The sequence below is a fragment of the Aeromonas sp. MR7 genome, assembly GCF_963899385.1.
Taxonomy (GTDB): Bacteria; Pseudomonadota; Gammaproteobacteria; order Enterobacterales; family Aeromonadaceae; genus Aeromonas; species Aeromonas bestiarum.
This window is the reverse complement of the sequence record NZ_CAWQXH010000011.1, coordinates 1228100-1244834: the sequence shown is the minus strand read 5'-3', so window position 1 is coordinate 1244834 and position 16735 is coordinate 1228100. Positions and strand designations below refer to the sequence as shown.

Genomic DNA, 16735 nt, shown 5'->3' with positions numbered 1-16735 from the left:
GCGGGCCGAATGGCCCGCTTCTCGTTTCTCGCTGTACGCCGATAGGCGAGCGGTCAAATCACCAGCAAGTCCATAAAGGCGTGGACCGGCGTGGCGGCCAGTTGCTTGCCATCCTGGCAGAGGGCGAGGATCTCGTGTACCCGCTTGGCCGGGAAACGGGTGGCCAGGTTGTGCTGGAATTTTTCCACCAGCAGCGGTATCCCCTCCTCCCTGCGACGGCGGTGACCGACCGGGTATTCCACCTCTACCTTGGCGCTGTGGCTGCCATCCTTGAAGAAGACCTGGATGGCATTGGCAATCGACCGCTTGTCCGCTTCCAGGTATTCGCGGCTGTAGCGCTTCTCTTCCTGCACCACCATCTTGGCGCGCAGCGCATCGATGCGGGGATCGGCCGCTATGCCATCCTCGTAATCCTCGGCAATGAGGCGCCCGAATATGAGCGGCACGGCCACCATGTACTGCAGGCAGTGATCCCGGTCCGCCGGGTTGTTGAGGGCGCCGACCTTGCTGATGATACGAATGGCCGATTCGTGGGTAGTGAGCTCGATGCGGTCGATCTCGTCGAGCCGCCCTTTCACCTCCCCATGCAGTTTCATGGCGCACTCGACGGCGGTCTGGGCATGAAACTCGGCGGGGTAAGAGATCTTGAACAGCACGTTCTCCATCACATAGCTGCCGTAGCCCTGATGCAGGGCGAACTGATTGCCCTTGAACAGCACGTCGTAGAAGCCCCACTTGGGTGCGCTCAATACGCCGGGATAGCCCATCTCGCCGCTCATGGTGATGAGCGCCAGACGCACGGCGCGGGAAGTGGCATCCCCGGCGGCCCAGCTCTTGCGCGACCCGGCGTTCGGCGCATGGCGATAGGTGCGCAGGCTCTGGCCATCGACCCAGGCCTGGGAGACCGCATCGATCACCTGATCCCGACTCCCGCCCAGCATATGGGTCACCACTGCGGTGCTGGCGACCTTCACCAGCACCACGTGATCGAGACCGACCCGGTTGAAGGAGTTCTCGAGCGCGAGCACTCCCTGAATTTCATGAGCCTTGACCATGGCTGTCAGCACATCGGCCATGGTGAGCGGCGCCTTGCCCTCGGCCACGCGAGTGCGCGACAGCCAGTCGGCTGTGGCCAGAATGCCCCCCAGGTTGTCGGAAGGATGGCCCCATTCGGCGGCAAGCCAGGTGTCGTTGTAATCGAGCCAGCGGATGATGGCGCCTATGTCCCAGGCCGCCTTGACCGGATCGAGGCAGAGCTGGGTGCCGGGCACCCGGGCGCCATGGGGAACAGTGGTGCCCGCGACTATGGGGCCCAGGTGCTTGGTGCACTCGGGAAAGCGCAGGGCCAAGAGGCCGCAACCCAGGGTATCCATCAGGCAGTAGCGGGCGGTATCGAGGGCGGCCTGGCTGGTGATGGGGTGGCTGCAGACATAATCGGCAATATCGACCAGCACCTGATCGGGTTCGGGTCTGTGGTTGACGTCGACGTTGGCGGACATCGTGATTTCCTTATCGTTGTTGTGAATAGAAGGAGGTGACGAGCGGCTGGGCCGCCATCGCCGACACATGACCACACAGGCCTGCTTGCGCAGGCGCCGGGCCGTGGTGGATGTCAACGATGGCAGGGCGCTGCATCTTATCGTTGTTGCAAAGAGACGAAATGACGGGGGGCCGGGCCGACATAATCGGCGCTCGGGCGAATGATCCTGTTGTGCTCGCGCTGCTCCATCACGTGGGCGCACCAGCCGGTGACCCGCGAGCAGACGAAAATGGGGGTGAACAGCTTGGTCGGGATCCCCATGTAGTGATAGGCGCTGGCATGGAAGAAGTCGGCGTTGGGGAAAAGCGCTTTTTCCTCCCACATCACCTTCTCCGCCTCGCAGGAGACGCGGTAGAGACGGGTGTCCCCCACCGCCTCGGCCAGCTTGGCCGACCACGCCTTGATGATGACGTTGCGCGGATCCGAGGTGCGATAGACTGCGTGGCCAAAGCCCATGATCTTCTCCTTGGCTGCGAGTTTTGCCAGCAGCTCGCTCCTGGCCTGAGCCTCATCCTGCCAGGGTTCGATCATCGCCATGGCGGCCTCGTTGGCGCCGCCGTGCAGCGGGCCGCGCAGGGTACCGATGGCGGCGGTCACGCAGGAGAAGAGATCGGACAGGGTCGAGGCACAGACCCGGGCCGCGAAGGTGGAGGCGTTGAACTCGTGCTCGGCATAGAGAATGAGGGAGACGTGCATGACCCGGCGTTCCAGCTCGCTCGGGGCCTTCTGGTGCAAGAGGGCCAGGAAGTGCCCACCGATGCACTCCTCGTTGGTATCGAGTGCGATGCGCACCCCTTCATGACTGAACTTGTACCAATAAATCAATATGCCAGGGAAGGCGGCCAGCAGGCGATCGGCCACTTCATGTTCGTGCTCGAAGCCCTCTTCCGGCTCCAGATCGCCGAGCATGGAGCAGCCGGTGCGCAGCACATCCATGGGATGGGCATTGGCGGGGATGAGCTCAAGCACCTCCAGCAGGGCCTTGGGCAAGCTGCGCAGGCGACGCAGCTCGCGCTTGTAGTCCAGCAGTTGCTGTTCACTGGGCAACTCGCCCTTGAGCAGCAGATAGGCGACCTCCTCGAACTGGGCGCCGTCTGCCAGCTCCTGAATGTCATAGCCGCGATAGGTGAGCCCGGTACCGCTCTTGCCCACGGTACAGATGCTGGTCTCCCCCGCGCTCTGACCCCGCAGGCCGGCGCCGCCCAATGGCTTCTGTTGTCCCATAACCTTGCCTCCTAATCCCTGGATGTGAACAGACGATCCAGTGTCTGCTCGTAATGGTGATAGCCGAGGAAGTCATACAAGGCTTCCCGGGTCTGCATGGTGTCCACGACGGCCCTCTGGTGGCCATCCTGGCGAATGTGCTGGTAGACGTTGAGCGCGGCCTGATTGGCCGCCCGGCTGGCGCTTAACGGGTAGAGCACCATGTCGACGCCGTGGGCGGCGAGCGCCTCCTTGTCGAACAGATCTGTCTTGCCGAACTCTGTCATGTTGGCGAGGATGGGCACCCCGGCGGCCTGCTTGAAGCTGTCATACTGACCGAGCTCGGTCACCGCCTCGGCGAAGATCATGTCGGCCCCGGCTGCCACGTAGGCGGCGGCGCGCTCCAGCGCCGGGCCTATCCCCTCCACCGCCAGCGCATCGGTGCGGGCCATGATGACGAACTCCCCGTTCTCACGGGCATCCACCGCCGCCTTGATGCGATCGCACATCTCCTCCAGCGAGACCACCGCCTTGTTGGGCCTGTGGCCACAGCGCTTCTGGGCCACCTGATCTTCCATGTGCACGGCGGCCACTCCGGCGCGTTCGAAGGCGCGAATGGTGCGGGCGATATTGAAGGCGCCGCCCCAGCCGGTGTCGATGTCGACCAGCAGCGGCACCTTGGTCGCCGCAGTGATCCTTTCTGCGTCGATCAGCACGTCGTTGAGGGAGGTCATGCCGAGATCCGGCAGGCCATGGGAGGCATTGGCCACCCCGGCACCGGAGAGGTAGAGGGCCGCAAAGCCGCTACGCTCGGCCATCAGGGCCATGTAGGCATTGATGGTGCCGACGATCTGCAGTGGCCGTTCGTTGGCAAGGGCGGTGCGAAACCGCAGACCTGCCGAGGGGGTAAGGCTGGACATCATGACTCCTTTCATTTGTCTGGTTCGACTATCTAATATCACGTTTACGTTAACGTCAATCATACTTTCGTGGCAGAACGGCGCCAGGCAAGACAGGACGCGGGTTTTAGGGTAAATTTCACCAATTCCTTCAACAGGTTGAATCGTAATGTCGGATCCCAATCCCGTGATCGTCTGCCCGGCTTGCGACTTGCTGATCGAACGCAAGTTATTGCCTCTGCGCCGCCACGCTCACTGTCCCCGCTGTCACCAGCATCTGTATGGACGCTACGCCTTTCGCCCCTCCCAGTTGATGGCGCTGACCATCACGGGGTTCCTGTTGCTGCCCTCTGCCTTCTTCGAACCGCTCATCTACCTGCGTCTGGCCGGGGTGAACTCGGATGCGAACCTGCTCAAGGGCATTCTGGTGCTGATGGTCGAGCACGAATTCTGGGTGGCGGGACTGGTGTTCTGGTGCGCCGTGCTGGCGCCTGTGGGTTTGCTGCTCGGGATCTTTGCGCTGGCCTCCGGCCTTGCCAAGCGCTGGCACATACTGGCGCCGACCTTGAAGGCGGTGGAGGTGTTTCGTCACTGGGCCATGCTGGAGGTCTACATCGTCAGCCTGCTGGTCGCCCTGTTCAAACTGATAGACATCGCCGATGTGCGTCTCGGCGGCGGCTTGCTGAGCCTGGGGATCCTGATGCTGCTCAACATGACGCTGCTGATCCTGTTCGATCCCGCCCCCTACTGGGAGCGCGTACCCCTGGAGGAGCCTGATCATGTCCCAGACCAGCGCCCGTGAGCTGGGGCTGTGCCGCTGCCACACCTGCGGCCTGCTGGTGCGCTATCGGGCGGGCAGCGTCTGCCCCCGTTGCCACAGCCGGTTGCAGGTGCGCATCCCCCACTCCCTGGCCTGGTCCTGGGGTTTGCTGGCGCTGGCCACCTTCATGTTGCTGCCTGCCAATCTGCTGCCCATCACCCACTTCTACAACAAGGGATTATTGCAGTCCGACACCATCTTCAGCGGTATCATGATGCTCTATCGCAGCAAGATGTCGGGGATCGCCACCATAGTGCTGACCGCCAGCATCATAGTGCCGGTGGGCAAGATTTTGGGGCTGGGCTGGATCTGCTGGCAGCTGCAGCGGAGCAAGCCGGTGCGCCGCAAGCGCCAGCTCATCATGTATCGCATCATCGACTTCATCGGCCGCTGGTCCATGCTGGACTTGTTCGTCATCTCGCTGATGGTGGCCCTGGTGGACCGCGGCGTGCTGCTCAATGTGCGGGCTGGGCCCGGCGCCACGGCGTTTGCCGGTGTGGTGGTACTGACCATGATGTCGGCCCGCATGCTGGATACCCGCTTGCTATGGGACAAGGCGGCCCGTTGATGACCTGTTGAACACGCATCCCGCCTGTCCGTGGATGCCCGAATGGTGAATAACCGCCTGCGCTGTCACAAGGCAAAGCGCGGGGGATTATGTATCTGAACTGCTGTTTATCTCAGCCAATTAAGGAGTCGGTATGATCGGGGCTGAACCCGTCATTGAGAAGCGTCGCTGGTTGTCGCCAGTCTGGTTGTTGCCCGTTATCGCCCTCTTGCTGGCGGGTGGCTTCATCTACCAGCAGTTTGCGAGCAGTGGCCAACTTATTCGCATCAACTTTGCCCAGGGCAACGGCATCTTGCCGGGCAAAACTCAGCTGCGCTATCAGGGCGTGGCCATCGGTGTGGTGCAGGAGCTGGAGCTGGCCGCGGACGGCCGCAAGATAGCCGTGCTGGCCAAGATAGACAGCCGGGCCCGGCCGCTTATCCGCAAGGGCTCCGACTTCTGGCTGGTGAGCCCCAAGGCCTCGCTCACCGAGATCTCAGGCCTGGATACCCTGGTCTCCGGCAACTACATCAACCTGCAGCCCGGTCGGGACAACAACCCGCTGGAAGAGGAGTTCGATGCACTGGACGGCCCTCCCCCCGGCTATCAGGCACAGGGGCGCATGCTGCACCTGACCGCCGATTCGCTGGGATCGGTCGGCATCGGCGCCAAGCTCTATTTTCGCGGTATCGAAGTGGGCAGTGTCATCAACACCCGCCTCGGCCAGGACAACCAGAACGTTATCCTGGATCTGGTGATCGAGCCGCGTTTTGAACACCTCATCAAGGCCGACACCCGCTTCTGGAACATCAGCGGCATCAAGGGCTCCTTCAGCCTGGCCGGGGTCAATGTGGAAGCCGGCAGCCTCACCTCCATACTGAGCGGCGGCATAGCGTTTGACTCTCCCCAAGCCTCCCCCGAGCCGGAGAAAGGCCAGACCTTTGTCCTCTACAAGGGGCTGGCCGAAGCGGCCCGTGGCGAGCGGATCGACATAGTGGCTGGTGATCTGCCCATCAAGGAGGGGATGCCCATCCTCTATGAAGGGATCGAAATCGGCCGGGTTGACCCCATTCGTCTGACCGACAAGGGTCGGGTGGTGACGGCGCTGATCAACCCTGAACAGGCATTTAGGATCACCGGCAACAGCCGCCTCGTCTGGGAGACTGTCTCCCTCGGTGCGGCCGGTCTCAAGCATGCGGATCGCCTGCTGGCCGGCCCGGCCATTCGCCTCGACTACGTGGAAGGCGACAGGGTCAAGGCCATGACACTGAGCAGCAAGGATCAGGTCAGTGGCACCTGGGTCACTCTGCAGGCCGACGATCTGGCGGGGCTCAATGAAGGGGCGCCGCTCTGGTACAAGGGGCTGCAGGTCGGCCAGATCAGCCAGCTGACCCTGGATGCCAGGGGCAATGCCAGCGTCGCCCTGGTGGTCAACAGCCAGTATCAGCATCTGCTGGCACGGGCCCGTTTCTATCGGGCGGCGCCGCTGCAGATCGATGCCGATCTCAGCGGCATCAAGGTGGAGACAAGCCCGGCCAGCGCCTGGATCGGCGGCGGTATCAAGCTGGTGCAGGCGGCGAGTGGTGAGCGGATCAACCGTCTCTACCCGAGTCAGGAGCTGGCTCTGCTCGGCACCCGGGACGCCAAGCCCCAGCGCTGGTTGTTGAAAGCCGAACAGGCCGATGGCATCGGCATCGGCTCCCCCGTGCTCTATCTGGGGCTTGAGGCTGGCAAGGTCAAGCAGCTGCGCGCCGCCAAGGAAGGGGTCGAGATCGAGCTCGAAATTGACGGCGTCTATGCCCCTCTACTTTCACAGCTGCCGCAGTTCTGGAAAAAACCGGCGCTGGATACCCGAGTGCGGGTCGATGGTGTGCAGGTGAAGGTGGGCAATCTGGCCACCCTGCTGCGCGGCGCCATCGAGTTTGATCGGCTCGGCACCGGCCGCAGCAGTCACCAGCTGTTTGACAGCAAGGAGCAGGCCAAGGCGAAAGTGCGCAGCCTCTCCCTGGTAGCCGACAGCAACCCGGGTCTGGGCCTCGGCAGCCCGATCCGCTATCGCGGGGTCGACATCGGCAAGATTGAGCAGATCGAGCTGGAACCGTCGCTGGGTCAGGTGATCTTCAAGGCTGAGCTGGATGGGCAGTATGCCGAGCGATTCCTGCAATCCGGCGCCCGCTTCACCCTGGTGCAGGCCAAGCTGGGGCTGGGCGGCGTCGCCCACCTCGACACCCTGATCAAGGGGGCCTTCGTGGAGGCTCAGCCAGGTCAGGGAGCCGGCAAGGATCACTTCCCCTTGAGTCAGAGTGGCCCGGTTGGCCTGGCCTTGACCCTCAAGAGCCCCTCGGTCAATGGCCTGAGTGTCGGCAGCCCCTTGCTATTTCGCAAGATGGTGGTGGGCAGCGTGACCAAGGTGGCGCTGGCGCGCGATGGCAGCGAGGTGCTGATCGAGGTGAATGTCGACAAGGAATATGCCCATCTGGTGCGGGCCAACACCCGCTTCTGGAATGTCTCCGGGGTCAAGGCCGACATAGGCCTGACCGGCGGCACCATAGAGGTGGAAACAGTGCAGAGCCTGCTGGCGGGCGGCATCGCCTTCAATACCCCGGAGCGGGAGATGGGCTCGACCGTCAAGGCCGGCCACAGCTACCCGCTGTATGGCAAGGCGGAGAAGGAGTGGCAGGAGTGGAGTCCTCGCATCCAGCCCTGATCTTCTCACTTGTTTCAAGCCCGGCCCTGTGCCGGGCTTGTTCATTTTCCCCCTTGCTCATTGCCCGTTAAGAATATTCCTGGCCGTGTGATAAGATGTCGCCCCTCTTTTTGGGTCAGCGAGACGGCACAGTGCACGACAATACCTACCTTCCCGATCACTTCTTGCACCATATTGCGGCCATCATGCCGGCGCATCTCACCATGGATGCGTTCGTGGCCAGCTGCCGGCGCCCACTGCGCCGCAGCATACGGGTCAATACCCTGAAGATTTCGGTGCCCGCATTTGTCGAACAGATGCAACCGCAGGGCTGGCAGCTTGAGCCCGTACCCTGGTGCGAGACCGGCTTCTGGCTGAGTCGCAGCGACGAGAGCGTGCCCCTTGGCAATACCGCGGAACACCTGAGTGGCCTCTTCTATATCCAGGAAGCGAGTTCCATGCTGCCGGTGACGGCGCTATTTGCCAGCGCTCAGGTCAAGCGGGATGGCATGCTGCTGGACGCCGCCGCCGCCCCCGGCTCCAAGACTACCCAGATCGCGGCCTTGATGAACAACCAGGGCATGCTGGTTGCCAACGAATATTCCAGCAGCCGGCTCAAGGTGCTCAGCGCCAACATTCAGCGCTGCGGCGTGACCAATGTGGGCATGACCCACTTCGATGCCAAGGTATTTGGCCAGTGGTTGCCGGAGACCTTCGACGCCATACTGCTCGACGCCCCCTGCTCCGGCGAGGGGACGGTACGCAAGGATGAAGACGCCCTGCGCAACTGGAGCATCGAGAGCATCGATGAGATTGCGGCTGTGCAGCAAGGGCTGTTGGAGAGCGCCTTTCATGCCCTGAAGCCCGGTGGCGTGCTGGTCTACTCCACTTGCACCTTGAGCGAACAGGAGAACCAGGCGGTCTGTCAGTCCCTGCTGGACAAGTTCGGCGATGCCCTGAGCGTTGACTCGCTGGCCGACCTGTTCCCCCACGCGGAGCAGGCCTGTACGCCCGAAGGATATCTGCATGTTTGGCCCCAGATCTTCGACAGTGAGGGCTTTTTCGTCGCCAGATTGCGCAAACATCACTCTGTGCCCAACACCATGTTCAAGCCGGGTAAACTCGGCAAGTTCCCCTTCTCGCCACTACCTGTCAAAGAGGCCGAGCCCATGTTGCGCGAGATTGAAGCCAACTTTGGTGTGGCCCCCCTGGGTCAGCTGTTTGGTCGCAATGACGAGATCTGGCTGTTCCCTCACCTGTTTGGGCAGGTGCAGGGCAAGCTGCGGTTCGATCGCATCGGCATCAAGCTGGCGGAGACTTTCAAGAAGGGTTATCGCCTCACCCATGAGTGGGCGCTGGCCTATGGAGACAAGGCCACGCTCGGGGTTATCGAACTCGACAGCGCCAATGCACGGGAGTTCATGATGGGGCGGGATGTCTGGCCAGCGCAGGAAGCTGGCTCGGGCGAGGTGATAGTTCGTTATCAGGGTCATACCCTGGGCATGGGGAAATGGGTTGGCAGCCGGGTCAAGAATGCCCTGCCCCGCGAGCTGGTGCGCGACAACAATCTGTTCGGCGCCTGAGTGCGTGATGACTCACGTCTGATCGAGTCTTGAAAACCCACACTCGGGTTGAACTTTTGCTCGGATCTTGAAAAGCCTTGAGCCTTGTCTAAGCTTAAGGCTATCCGAACACCAGTTAGCGCACGGCTCTGCAAGGAGCCAATTCCCCTATGCCAGGTACAAGGAATTCGTACCTGGCTTTTTTTATGTCCGCACTTTCAGTTTCCCGTCTCTCACTCGAGTGCCTCAGCCATCTCTTGCTCAACCTGGGGTTGGGATGACAGCTCATGTTGATAGAGCAGATCTATCGCCTGCTCGATGAGCGAAGCCTGACTGTCTTCGAGGTGCAACCCCAACGCCTGCAGCCGCTCTGCGTGACGATTGCTGATCCAGCACTGCAACCGGCTGTGGGTTTCCTGTTTGCGTTTTACATGTTGACGCTGCCGCTCGGCATTGTTGTGCGGGACCGCCTCTTGGGCCTCATTCACATTTATTTCCTGGCTCATATGACCTTGCAATGTTCTGCTTTAACGTTTGTTATCTCTAACCTGTGGCGCATTGTTGCCTGAACAAAAGAACTCTCCCCTCCCATCGAGCTCCTTGGCAAAGCGCGATAAATATATCATCAGATCAACAAGATGTAATTTAACATAAAAAATGCAGTGACGCGGAATGTCACAACAAGCCATCCAGTGCGTGATCGGAGAACTTGTGGGCGTCGTCGAAATACTCCTGCAGGGTACGCATGTCCTTGTGACGAGTCACCTCGATGATCTTGTTCATGGGTTTGCCAGCGGTGACGGCCGAGGTGATGAATCCCCGTCGCAGGCTGTGGCCACTGACATAGAGATCATCGATGGCCTGGCCGGTGCGCCGCTTGATCATCAGGTTTATCCCCTGGGGACCGAGGGGTTCCGACATAAGCTGACCCCAGCGGTTCATGCGACGAAACAGCGCCCCCTCGCCGATCCGGCTCTTTTTAAGCCAGGTGTGCAGCGCCGAGACGGGACAATATTGCTTGCCGGGTATGAGTGCTATCTCGGTTTCATGGAGCTGATGCTTGCTCGGCTTGAGTCGAAGCCGGATCCCCTGCCCCACAAAATCGAGGTCACTGACCTCGATTCTGGCCGCCTCCGAGCGGCGCAGAGCCCCGCTGAACATCAGCAGCAACAGGGTGTGATCCCGTAAACCGGCCAGACTGGAAGTATCGATTTCATCGAGTACCCTGGCCAAGGGTTGCAGGGTCAGCGCCCCCGTCTTGCGCTTGCGGTTATCGCCAAGACGCACTATGCCACGCATCATCTCCTTGATTTCGGCATGTTCGGTCGGCATGGGATGAATGCCTTTCTGCTTGAAGGCGTAGCGGATCCCGGCCAGTCGTCTCACCAGGGTCGCGGGTTTGCGCGGCTCGCCGTTGCGCAGTTCCCCCTTGCCCTCTTCCTTGTCCAGCCAGACCCAGTCCGCCAATATGCCATCGGCCTGATCTGCCAGAAAGTTCATGATGTCGTGATGGGTGGTTTTCAGTGGATCCAGCCCATGCAGCTGGCACCAGAACACGAAGATACGGGTGTCAGCCTGATAGGCATTGAGGGTTGAATCCGCCTTGGCACTGCGCAAGAAGCGTCTCGCCCGGCTATTGAGCTGAGGATCGAACACAGTCTGCAATGACTGATGAGCGGAGGGAGCAAGGGTCGGATAAGCCACGTAAGTCTATGATTCAATATGAAGTTTGGGAGGATCTTACAGGATCCTTCATATACATCAAGTATCGATAATGAATATTATCGATACTTATAGAAACCTTGATTAACCCCTTTGAACCTCGATGATCACCTGCAGCAGCAACATCTTTAGTCGACCGGTTTATCAGCCATATCATTATGCTGACATTCAATAACAGTGAGAGATAACAGGTCGCATAGGCAATGCTGACGAGGGGAAGTATGAGGATGATTTGAAATAAAGAGGCCCCGTTATCCGGGGCCTCATCTTCTATTTTTTTGCCAACTTGAACAGTTCGAAGAAGTTGCGGCTGGTCGCTTCCGCCAGCTCGGCCAGCGGGATCTGGCGAAGGTCGGCAACGAATTGGGCAACATCGCGTACGAAGGCGGGTTCGTTCTCCCTCCCCCGATGAGGAACGGGGGCAAGATAGGGAGAGTCCGTTTCGACCAGCAAGCGCGCCAGCGGCAGCGCCTTGACCACGGCTTGCAGCGCGGACGCATTCTTGAAGGTCGCTATGCCGGAAATGGAAATATAGAAGCCCATCTCCATGGCGGCCTGGGCCATCTCCAGGGATTCGGTGAAACAGTGCAACACACCACCCACCTGGTCGGCGCCCTCTTCACGCATGATCTGCAGGGTATCTTGCTGGGCATCACGGGTGTGTATGATCAGCGGCTTGTTCAAGGCGCGGGCGACCCGGATGTGTTCGCGGAAGGAGGCTTGCTGTACCTCCTTGTTTTCCGGCGAGTAGAAGTAGTCGAGCCCGGTTTCCCCTATGGCCACCACTCTTTCATCGCTGGCCTGCACCAGCAACAGCTCGGCATCGACACCGGGTTCCTGATTGAGCGGATGCACGCCACAGGAAGCAAACACCTGAGGATAAGGGGCGATCGCCGCCAGCATGGTCGGGAATTGTGCCTGGGTGACGCTCACACACAGAAAGTATCCCACATCCTGCTGCGCGGCCTTGGCCAGCACATCAGCCATGTCGGTCTGCTTGCTGCCATAGCTGAGGCGATCGAGGTGACAATGGGAATCAACGAGTAACATAAAGAACCTTTGCGTCTTGTCAGTGTTATAGCCAGCGGCTGAGCCAGTTCATCAGATGAATGGTGGGATTGGAGAGCTGGCCAGGTTGGCAGGCAGCCTTGAGCGCCACGAGCTGCTGCTCCGCCTCCAGCAATTTTTCGCTGGAGTTGCCTTCGGCCAACTGCTGGCTGAGGGCCGCCAGATCCGGCATCGCCAGCTGATGATGACCACAGCCGGCCTGAGTCTTGAGTGCATCGCACAAGAACAGCTGCAACCAGTGCAGTCTGACCTGGGTTTCATCCGCCAGCTGGCTGCAGACATGGGTGGCCCGGGTCGGGGTCTGTGACAGGGAGACGAAACTCTCCAGCAACTCCCGGCGTTTGCCGTCCTGCTGCTCGTCGATGTAGCGCAGCACCCGCAGCGGGGCACCCTGACAGATCCGCACCTGGGCCAATGTGGCCTGATGACCCTGCTCGGCCAGCCAGCGAACCGTCTCCCCTTCCGTCGGCAACTGGCAGACGTGCTTGTGGCAGCGACTCAAAATGGTGGGCAACAGACGGGAAACCTGGGAGGCGATCAGCAACAAGAGACTGTCGCCGGCTGGCTCCTCCAGGGTTTTCAGCAAGGCGTTGGCGGCTGACTCCGTCATGCGCTCCGCATCCGGGATGATCACCACCTTGCCCCGGCCGAGCTGGGCCGAGTTCTGCAAGCGAGCACAGATCTCGCGAATAGCCTCGACCCCTATGGTCTTGCTGTCAGCAGGCAGGGTGCCGAGATCCGGGTGATGACCCTTGTCAAACAGTTGGCAGGAGTGGCACTGGCCACAGGGCTCTCCGCGATCCGGTTGCTGGCAGAGGTGCAAGCGCGCCAATCGTTCTGCAAGCTGCTCCTTGCCAAGACCGGGATCGCCGAGCAGCAGCCAGGCATGGCCAAGCCGGCCGGCCTGGGCCGTCTGACTCAGGGCATGCCAATCCGGGATCAACCAGGGATACATAAGTGCTCGTTCGACAGGTAGTGGTCCAGTGCAGCCTCGATGGCGGCCTTGACCTGATCCGGGGTTTGTCCGGCATCGATCACCCGGATGGAATCATCCATGGCGGCCAGTTCGAGATAACGGCTGCGAGTGCGCTCGAAGAAGCTGAGCTGCTCCAGCTCGATCCTGTCCAGCTCGCCGCGATGACGGGCACGCTGCAAACCAAGGGCAGGATCGATATCGAGATAGAGGGTGAGATCCGGCTTGAAGTCACCGAGCACCGCCTGCTTGATGGCGCCGATGAGCCCCGCATCTATGCCACGCCCGCCGCCCTGATAGGCCTGGGAGGAGAGATCGTGACGATCCCCCACCACCCAGCGACCCTCAGCCAGTGCCGGTTTGATCCGGGTTTCGACCAGTTGCACCCGGGAGGCATACATCAGCAGCAACTCGGCTTCTATGGTGAGGCGCTCGTCGTGCACCTCTTTGACGATGGCACGCATCCGCTCGGCCAGCGGGGTTCCCCCGGGCTCACGGGTGCATTCGATCTGGTCTATGCCGTGGCGTTGCAGATAATCGGTGACATAACGCACCGCGGAGCTCTTCCCTGCCCCTTCCAGTCCTTCAATCACAATAAATTTAGACATTAGGGCTTCTTCAATATGTATTCGCGAACCGCCCGATTGTGTTCATCGAGGGTCTTGGAGAAATAGTGGGCACCGCCCCCCTTGGCGACAAAATAGAGATAGTCGGTCGACTTGGGGTTGAGCGCCGCTTCGATGGAGGCCTTGCCCGGCATGGCGATGGGCGTGGGCGGCAGGCCGTCTATCACATAGGTGTTGTACGGATTCACGTCCGTCAGATCGCTGCGGCGGATATTGCCATCATAACGATCCTTGACCCCATAGATGACGGTGGGATCTGTCTGCAGCTTCATGCCAAGACGCAGGCGGTTGACGAACACCGAGGCGATCTGCGCCCGCTCGTCTGGCTGACCCGTCTCTTTTTCGATAATGGAGGCCATGATCAGCGCCTCATAAGGGGTCTTGTAGGGCAGATTGGCCTGGCGATTGTCCCAGCTCTGTTGCAGGAAAGCTCTCATGTCCTGATAGGCACGACGCAGGATCGAGATATCGCTGGCATGGGTGGTATAGGCGTAGGTCTCCGGCAGGAACCAGCCCTCCAGCTTGCCATTGTCGATGCCGAGCTCCTGGGCCAGGTCGGCTTCAGATTGCTCCACTGTCAGCCGCTCCAGATAGGGCGCGCCGGAGAGCTGCTTCAGCCAATCCTCGAAACGGGAACCCTCGACGAAGGTGAGGCTGAAGTGAAACTCCTTGCCGGAGGCGAACAGGGAGAGGGTCTCCTTGAGTGGCGCCCCTTCCTTGATTTCATAGGTGCCCGACTTGATGGCAACCAGCTCGGGATGGCCTCGCAGCCAGAGTCGCACCGCCCAGGGGCTGGATTCCCCCTCCCCCAGCTCGGCGATCAAACGCGCCGCGTGGGCTCCCTTCTCGACGGTAAAGAGACGCGTCGGCCCCTTGTTGGTGAGCGTCTCCACCTGCTGCCATTTGTAATGTACATAGCCCCCGGCCACGGCAACTGTCAGTGCCGCGCCCGCGAGCAGGGTGTAAAGCCGATTAAACTTCAATGACCAAACGCTCCTGTAAACGGCGGATCAATACCGGGCTGGGATACTGGGTATCCCCGATGCCGCTCACCGGCACTATGCCCATCAGGGTATTGGTCAGCCATACCTCTTCGGCCTGCCACAGTGACTCCAGTGGAGCCTCCACGACACGCAGTTCAATACTCATCTGTTTTAGCATCCCCATCACGTGTCGCCGCATGATGCCATCAACACCGCAGTGAGAAAGATCCGGTGTAAACACCGTCTTGCCACGGCGCCAAAACAGATTGGCACTGACACCTTCTACCAGAAATCCGCGACTGTTCAAGACTATACCTTCGACTCCCGAACGCGCCGCAAGTTCGCTTTTCAGCAACACCTGCTCCAACCGGTTCAGGGTCTTGAGTCCGGCCAGCATGGGGGCATCACCGAGCCGTTGTTGACAAACCAGCAGTGGAATCCCGTTTTGCTGCCAGCCCAGATAGTGGCTCGGATAATCGGCAAGGGAGACGATCCGGGTCGGCGTCTGGCAGCCGCTGCCGTCATAGCCTCGACCACCAGTACCACGGGTCAGCATCACCTTGGCGACAGCCTGCGTCTGGCCAGCGGCAAGCTGCGCCACCTCGCGGGTCAGGGTTGACCAGTCCATCTCGGCAAACCCGAGTCTGGCACTGGCCTGCTGCAGGCGCGCCAGATGGGCCGGCCACCAGACAACCTGACCATGCTTGATCAGCATGGTGGTGAAATGACCATCCCCATAGGCCAGCCCACGATCCCTAGCGGACACAGCATCTGTCTGCATTCCATTGATAAGCAAAAGGATCCCTCCGATAAAAAAGGCCCGATACTGACGTATCGGGCCCATACTGTCCGCCCTGGGGCGAATTATACGCGTTTGAAGATCAGTGAGCCATTGGTGCCACCAAAACCGAAGGAATTGGAGAGGGCATACTCAAAGTGGCCGGCCTTGGCCACGTGAGGCACCAGATCCAGATCACACTCTTCATCCGGGTTGTCCAGATTGATGGTGGGCGGTGCCATCTGATCACGCAGCGCCAGCACTGTGATGATGGCTTCGATCGCACCAGCCGCACCCAGCAGATGGCCGGTCATGGACTTGGTGGAGCTGATCATCAGGGCGCTGGCATGCTCGCCAAACACCTGCTTCATGCCGCGCAGCTCGGCCACATCCCCCAGCGGGGTAGAGGTGCCGTGAGCATTGATGTAACCAATCTGCTCGGGGGCAATGCCGGCATCCTTGATGGCGTTCTTCATGGCGCGCGCGCCACCGTTGCCGTCAGCGGGCGGTGCCGTCATGTGATAGGCATCGCCACTCATGCCAAAGCCAACCAGCTCGGCATAGATCTTGGCGCCGCGGGCCCTGGCGTGTTCGTACTCTTCCAGTACCAGCACACCGGCGCCATCACCCAGCACAAAACCGTCGCGATCCTTGTCCCACGGACGGCTTGCCTTTTGCGGCTCGTCGTTGCGGGTAGAGAGCGCCTTGGCCGCAGCAAAACCGCCCATCCCCATCGGGGTGGAGGCTTTCTCGGTACCACCGGCCACCATCACGTCCGCATCACCGTAGGCGATCATGCGGCCGGCCATGCCGATGGCATGGGTACCCGTGGTACAGGCTGTGGTCACGGCTATGTTGGGGCCTTGTAGTCCCTTCATGATGGAGAGATGACCGGACACCATATTGATGATGGTGGACGGTACGAAGAAGGGGCTCAGCTTGCGCGGGCCACCGTTGATCAGGCTGCTGTGGTTCTGTTCGATCAGACCCAGACCGCCGATGCCGGAACCTATGGCCACGCCAACCCGTTCTGCGTTCTCTTCGTTGATCACCAGACCCGAGTCATCCAGTGCCTGGATCCCCGCCGCCACGCCGTACTGGATGAAGGGATCCATCTTGCGGGCTTCTTTGCGGTTGATGCCGTACTGTTCGGGATCAAACTCTTTGACCTGGCCTGCGAAACGGGTCGCAAACTCGCTGGCATCAAAGTGTTCGATGGGAGAAATGCCGCTCTGCCCGTTGAGCAGGGCTTGCCAGCTGGATTCGGCAGTGTTGCCCACCGGGGAAAGCATCCCCAGGCCGGTCACCACGACTCTGCGTTTTGACAC

At 60.6% G+C, this 16735-nt stretch carries 15 protein-coding genes; 4 read left to right on the top strand and 11 right to left on the bottom strand.

The window, feature by feature from the left end:
* Nucleotides 1–53: 53 nt before the first annotated feature.
* The 3 genes from AACW87_RS10570 to prpB all read right to left on the bottom strand — a co-directional run bounded on the left by AACW87_RS10570 (nucleotide 54) and on the right by prpB (nucleotide 3663).
* Nucleotides 54–1499, bottom strand: a complete 1446-nt coding sequence (locus tag AACW87_RS10570; protein WP_103470754.1) for a bifunctional 2-methylcitrate dehydratase/aconitate hydratase — start codon at nucleotides 1497–1499, stop codon at nucleotides 54–56.
* Nucleotides 1500–1636: 137 nt separating this feature from the next.
* The gene (gene prpC / locus AACW87_RS10565; RefSeq protein WP_098984050.1) at nucleotides 1637–2764 is read right to left on the bottom strand and encodes a bifunctional 2-methylcitrate synthase/citrate synthase; all 1128 of its coding nucleotides are present in this window, start codon (nucleotides 2762–2764) and stop codon (nucleotides 1637–1639) included.
* A gap of 11 nt (nucleotides 2765–2775) precedes the next feature.
* The gene (gene prpB / locus AACW87_RS10560) at nucleotides 2776–3663 is read right to left on the bottom strand and encodes a methylisocitrate lyase (protein ID WP_241324958.1); all 888 of its coding nucleotides are present in this window, start codon (nucleotides 3661–3663) and stop codon (nucleotides 2776–2778) included.
* A gap of 148 nt (nucleotides 3664–3811) precedes the next feature.
* Between prpB and AACW87_RS10555 the strand changes: the two genes are divergently transcribed.
* The 4 genes from AACW87_RS10555 (at nucleotide 3812) to rsmF (ending at nucleotide 9278) form a co-directional block, all read left to right on the top strand.
* A complete protein-coding gene (locus tag AACW87_RS10555) occupies nucleotides 3812–4444 on the top strand; it encodes a paraquat-inducible protein A (RefSeq protein WP_043134795.1) in 633 nt (210 codons plus the stop codon).
* Nucleotides 4422–5030, top strand: a complete 609-nt coding sequence (locus tag AACW87_RS10550) for a paraquat-inducible protein A (RefSeq protein ID WP_043134796.1) — start codon at nucleotides 4422–4424, stop codon at nucleotides 5028–5030. Before AACW87_RS10555 ends, AACW87_RS10550 begins: the two co-directional genes overlap by 23 nt.
* 133 nt (nucleotides 5031–5163) lie before the next feature.
* On the top strand, nucleotides 5164–7716 hold the full coding sequence (locus AACW87_RS10545; RefSeq protein WP_241324957.1) for an MlaD family protein: 2553 nt from the start codon (nucleotides 5164–5166) through the stop codon (nucleotides 7714–7716).
* 131 nt (nucleotides 7717–7847) lie between these two features.
* Entirely contained in the window at nucleotides 7848–9278 is a 1431-nt protein-coding gene (gene rsmF / locus AACW87_RS10540) for a 16S rRNA (cytosine(1407)-C(5))-methyltransferase RsmF (protein ID WP_098985132.1), read from the top strand.
* Between the two features lie 212 nt (nucleotides 9279–9490).
* Here rsmF and AACW87_RS10535 read toward each other — a convergent pair whose 3' ends face one another.
* The 8 genes from AACW87_RS10535 to fabF form a co-directional block, all read right to left on the bottom strand.
* Nucleotides 9491–9763, bottom strand: coding sequence for a RepB family protein (locus AACW87_RS10535; RefSeq protein ID WP_241324956.1), 273 nt, complete (start codon nucleotides 9761–9763; stop codon nucleotides 9491–9493).
* Between the two features lie 169 nt (nucleotides 9764–9932).
* A complete protein-coding gene (locus AACW87_RS10530; protein WP_241325031.1) occupies nucleotides 9933–10874 on the bottom strand; it encodes a site-specific integrase in 942 nt (313 codons plus the stop codon).
* Between the two features lie 375 nt (nucleotides 10875–11249).
* Nucleotides 11250–12029, bottom strand: a complete 780-nt coding sequence (locus AACW87_RS10525) for a TatD family hydrolase (protein WP_241324955.1) — start codon at nucleotides 12027–12029, stop codon at nucleotides 11250–11252.
* A gap of 25 nt (nucleotides 12030–12054) precedes the next feature.
* Complete coding sequence (gene holB, locus AACW87_RS10520) at nucleotides 12055–13002, bottom strand: DNA polymerase III subunit delta' (protein ID WP_241278753.1); 948 nt, start codon at nucleotides 13000–13002, stop codon at nucleotides 12055–12057.
* On the bottom strand, nucleotides 12987–13628 hold the full coding sequence (gene tmk, locus AACW87_RS10515) for a dTMP kinase (protein ID WP_103470764.1): 642 nt from the start codon (nucleotides 13626–13628) through the stop codon (nucleotides 12987–12989). The genes holB and tmk overlap by 16 nt, the downstream gene beginning before the upstream one ends.
* Nucleotides 13628–14629: an endolytic transglycosylase MltG gene (gene mltG, locus AACW87_RS10510; protein ID WP_043555702.1), complete on the bottom strand. Its 1002-nt coding sequence runs from the start codon at nucleotides 14627–14629 to the stop codon at nucleotides 13628–13630. The genes tmk and mltG overlap by 1 nt, the downstream gene beginning before the upstream one ends.
* Nucleotides 14619–15473: an aminodeoxychorismate lyase gene (pabC, locus tag AACW87_RS10505; protein WP_241324954.1), complete on the bottom strand. Its 855-nt coding sequence runs from the start codon at nucleotides 15471–15473 to the stop codon at nucleotides 14619–14621. The genes mltG and pabC overlap by 11 nt, the downstream gene beginning before the upstream one ends.
* Before the next feature lie 20 nt (nucleotides 15474–15493).
* Nucleotides 15494–16735 carry a beta-ketoacyl-ACP synthase II gene (gene fabF / locus AACW87_RS10500; protein ID WP_241324953.1) on the bottom strand — a complete coding sequence of 414 codons (1242 nt, stop codon included), beginning with the start codon at nucleotides 16733–16735 and terminating at the stop codon, nucleotides 15494–15496.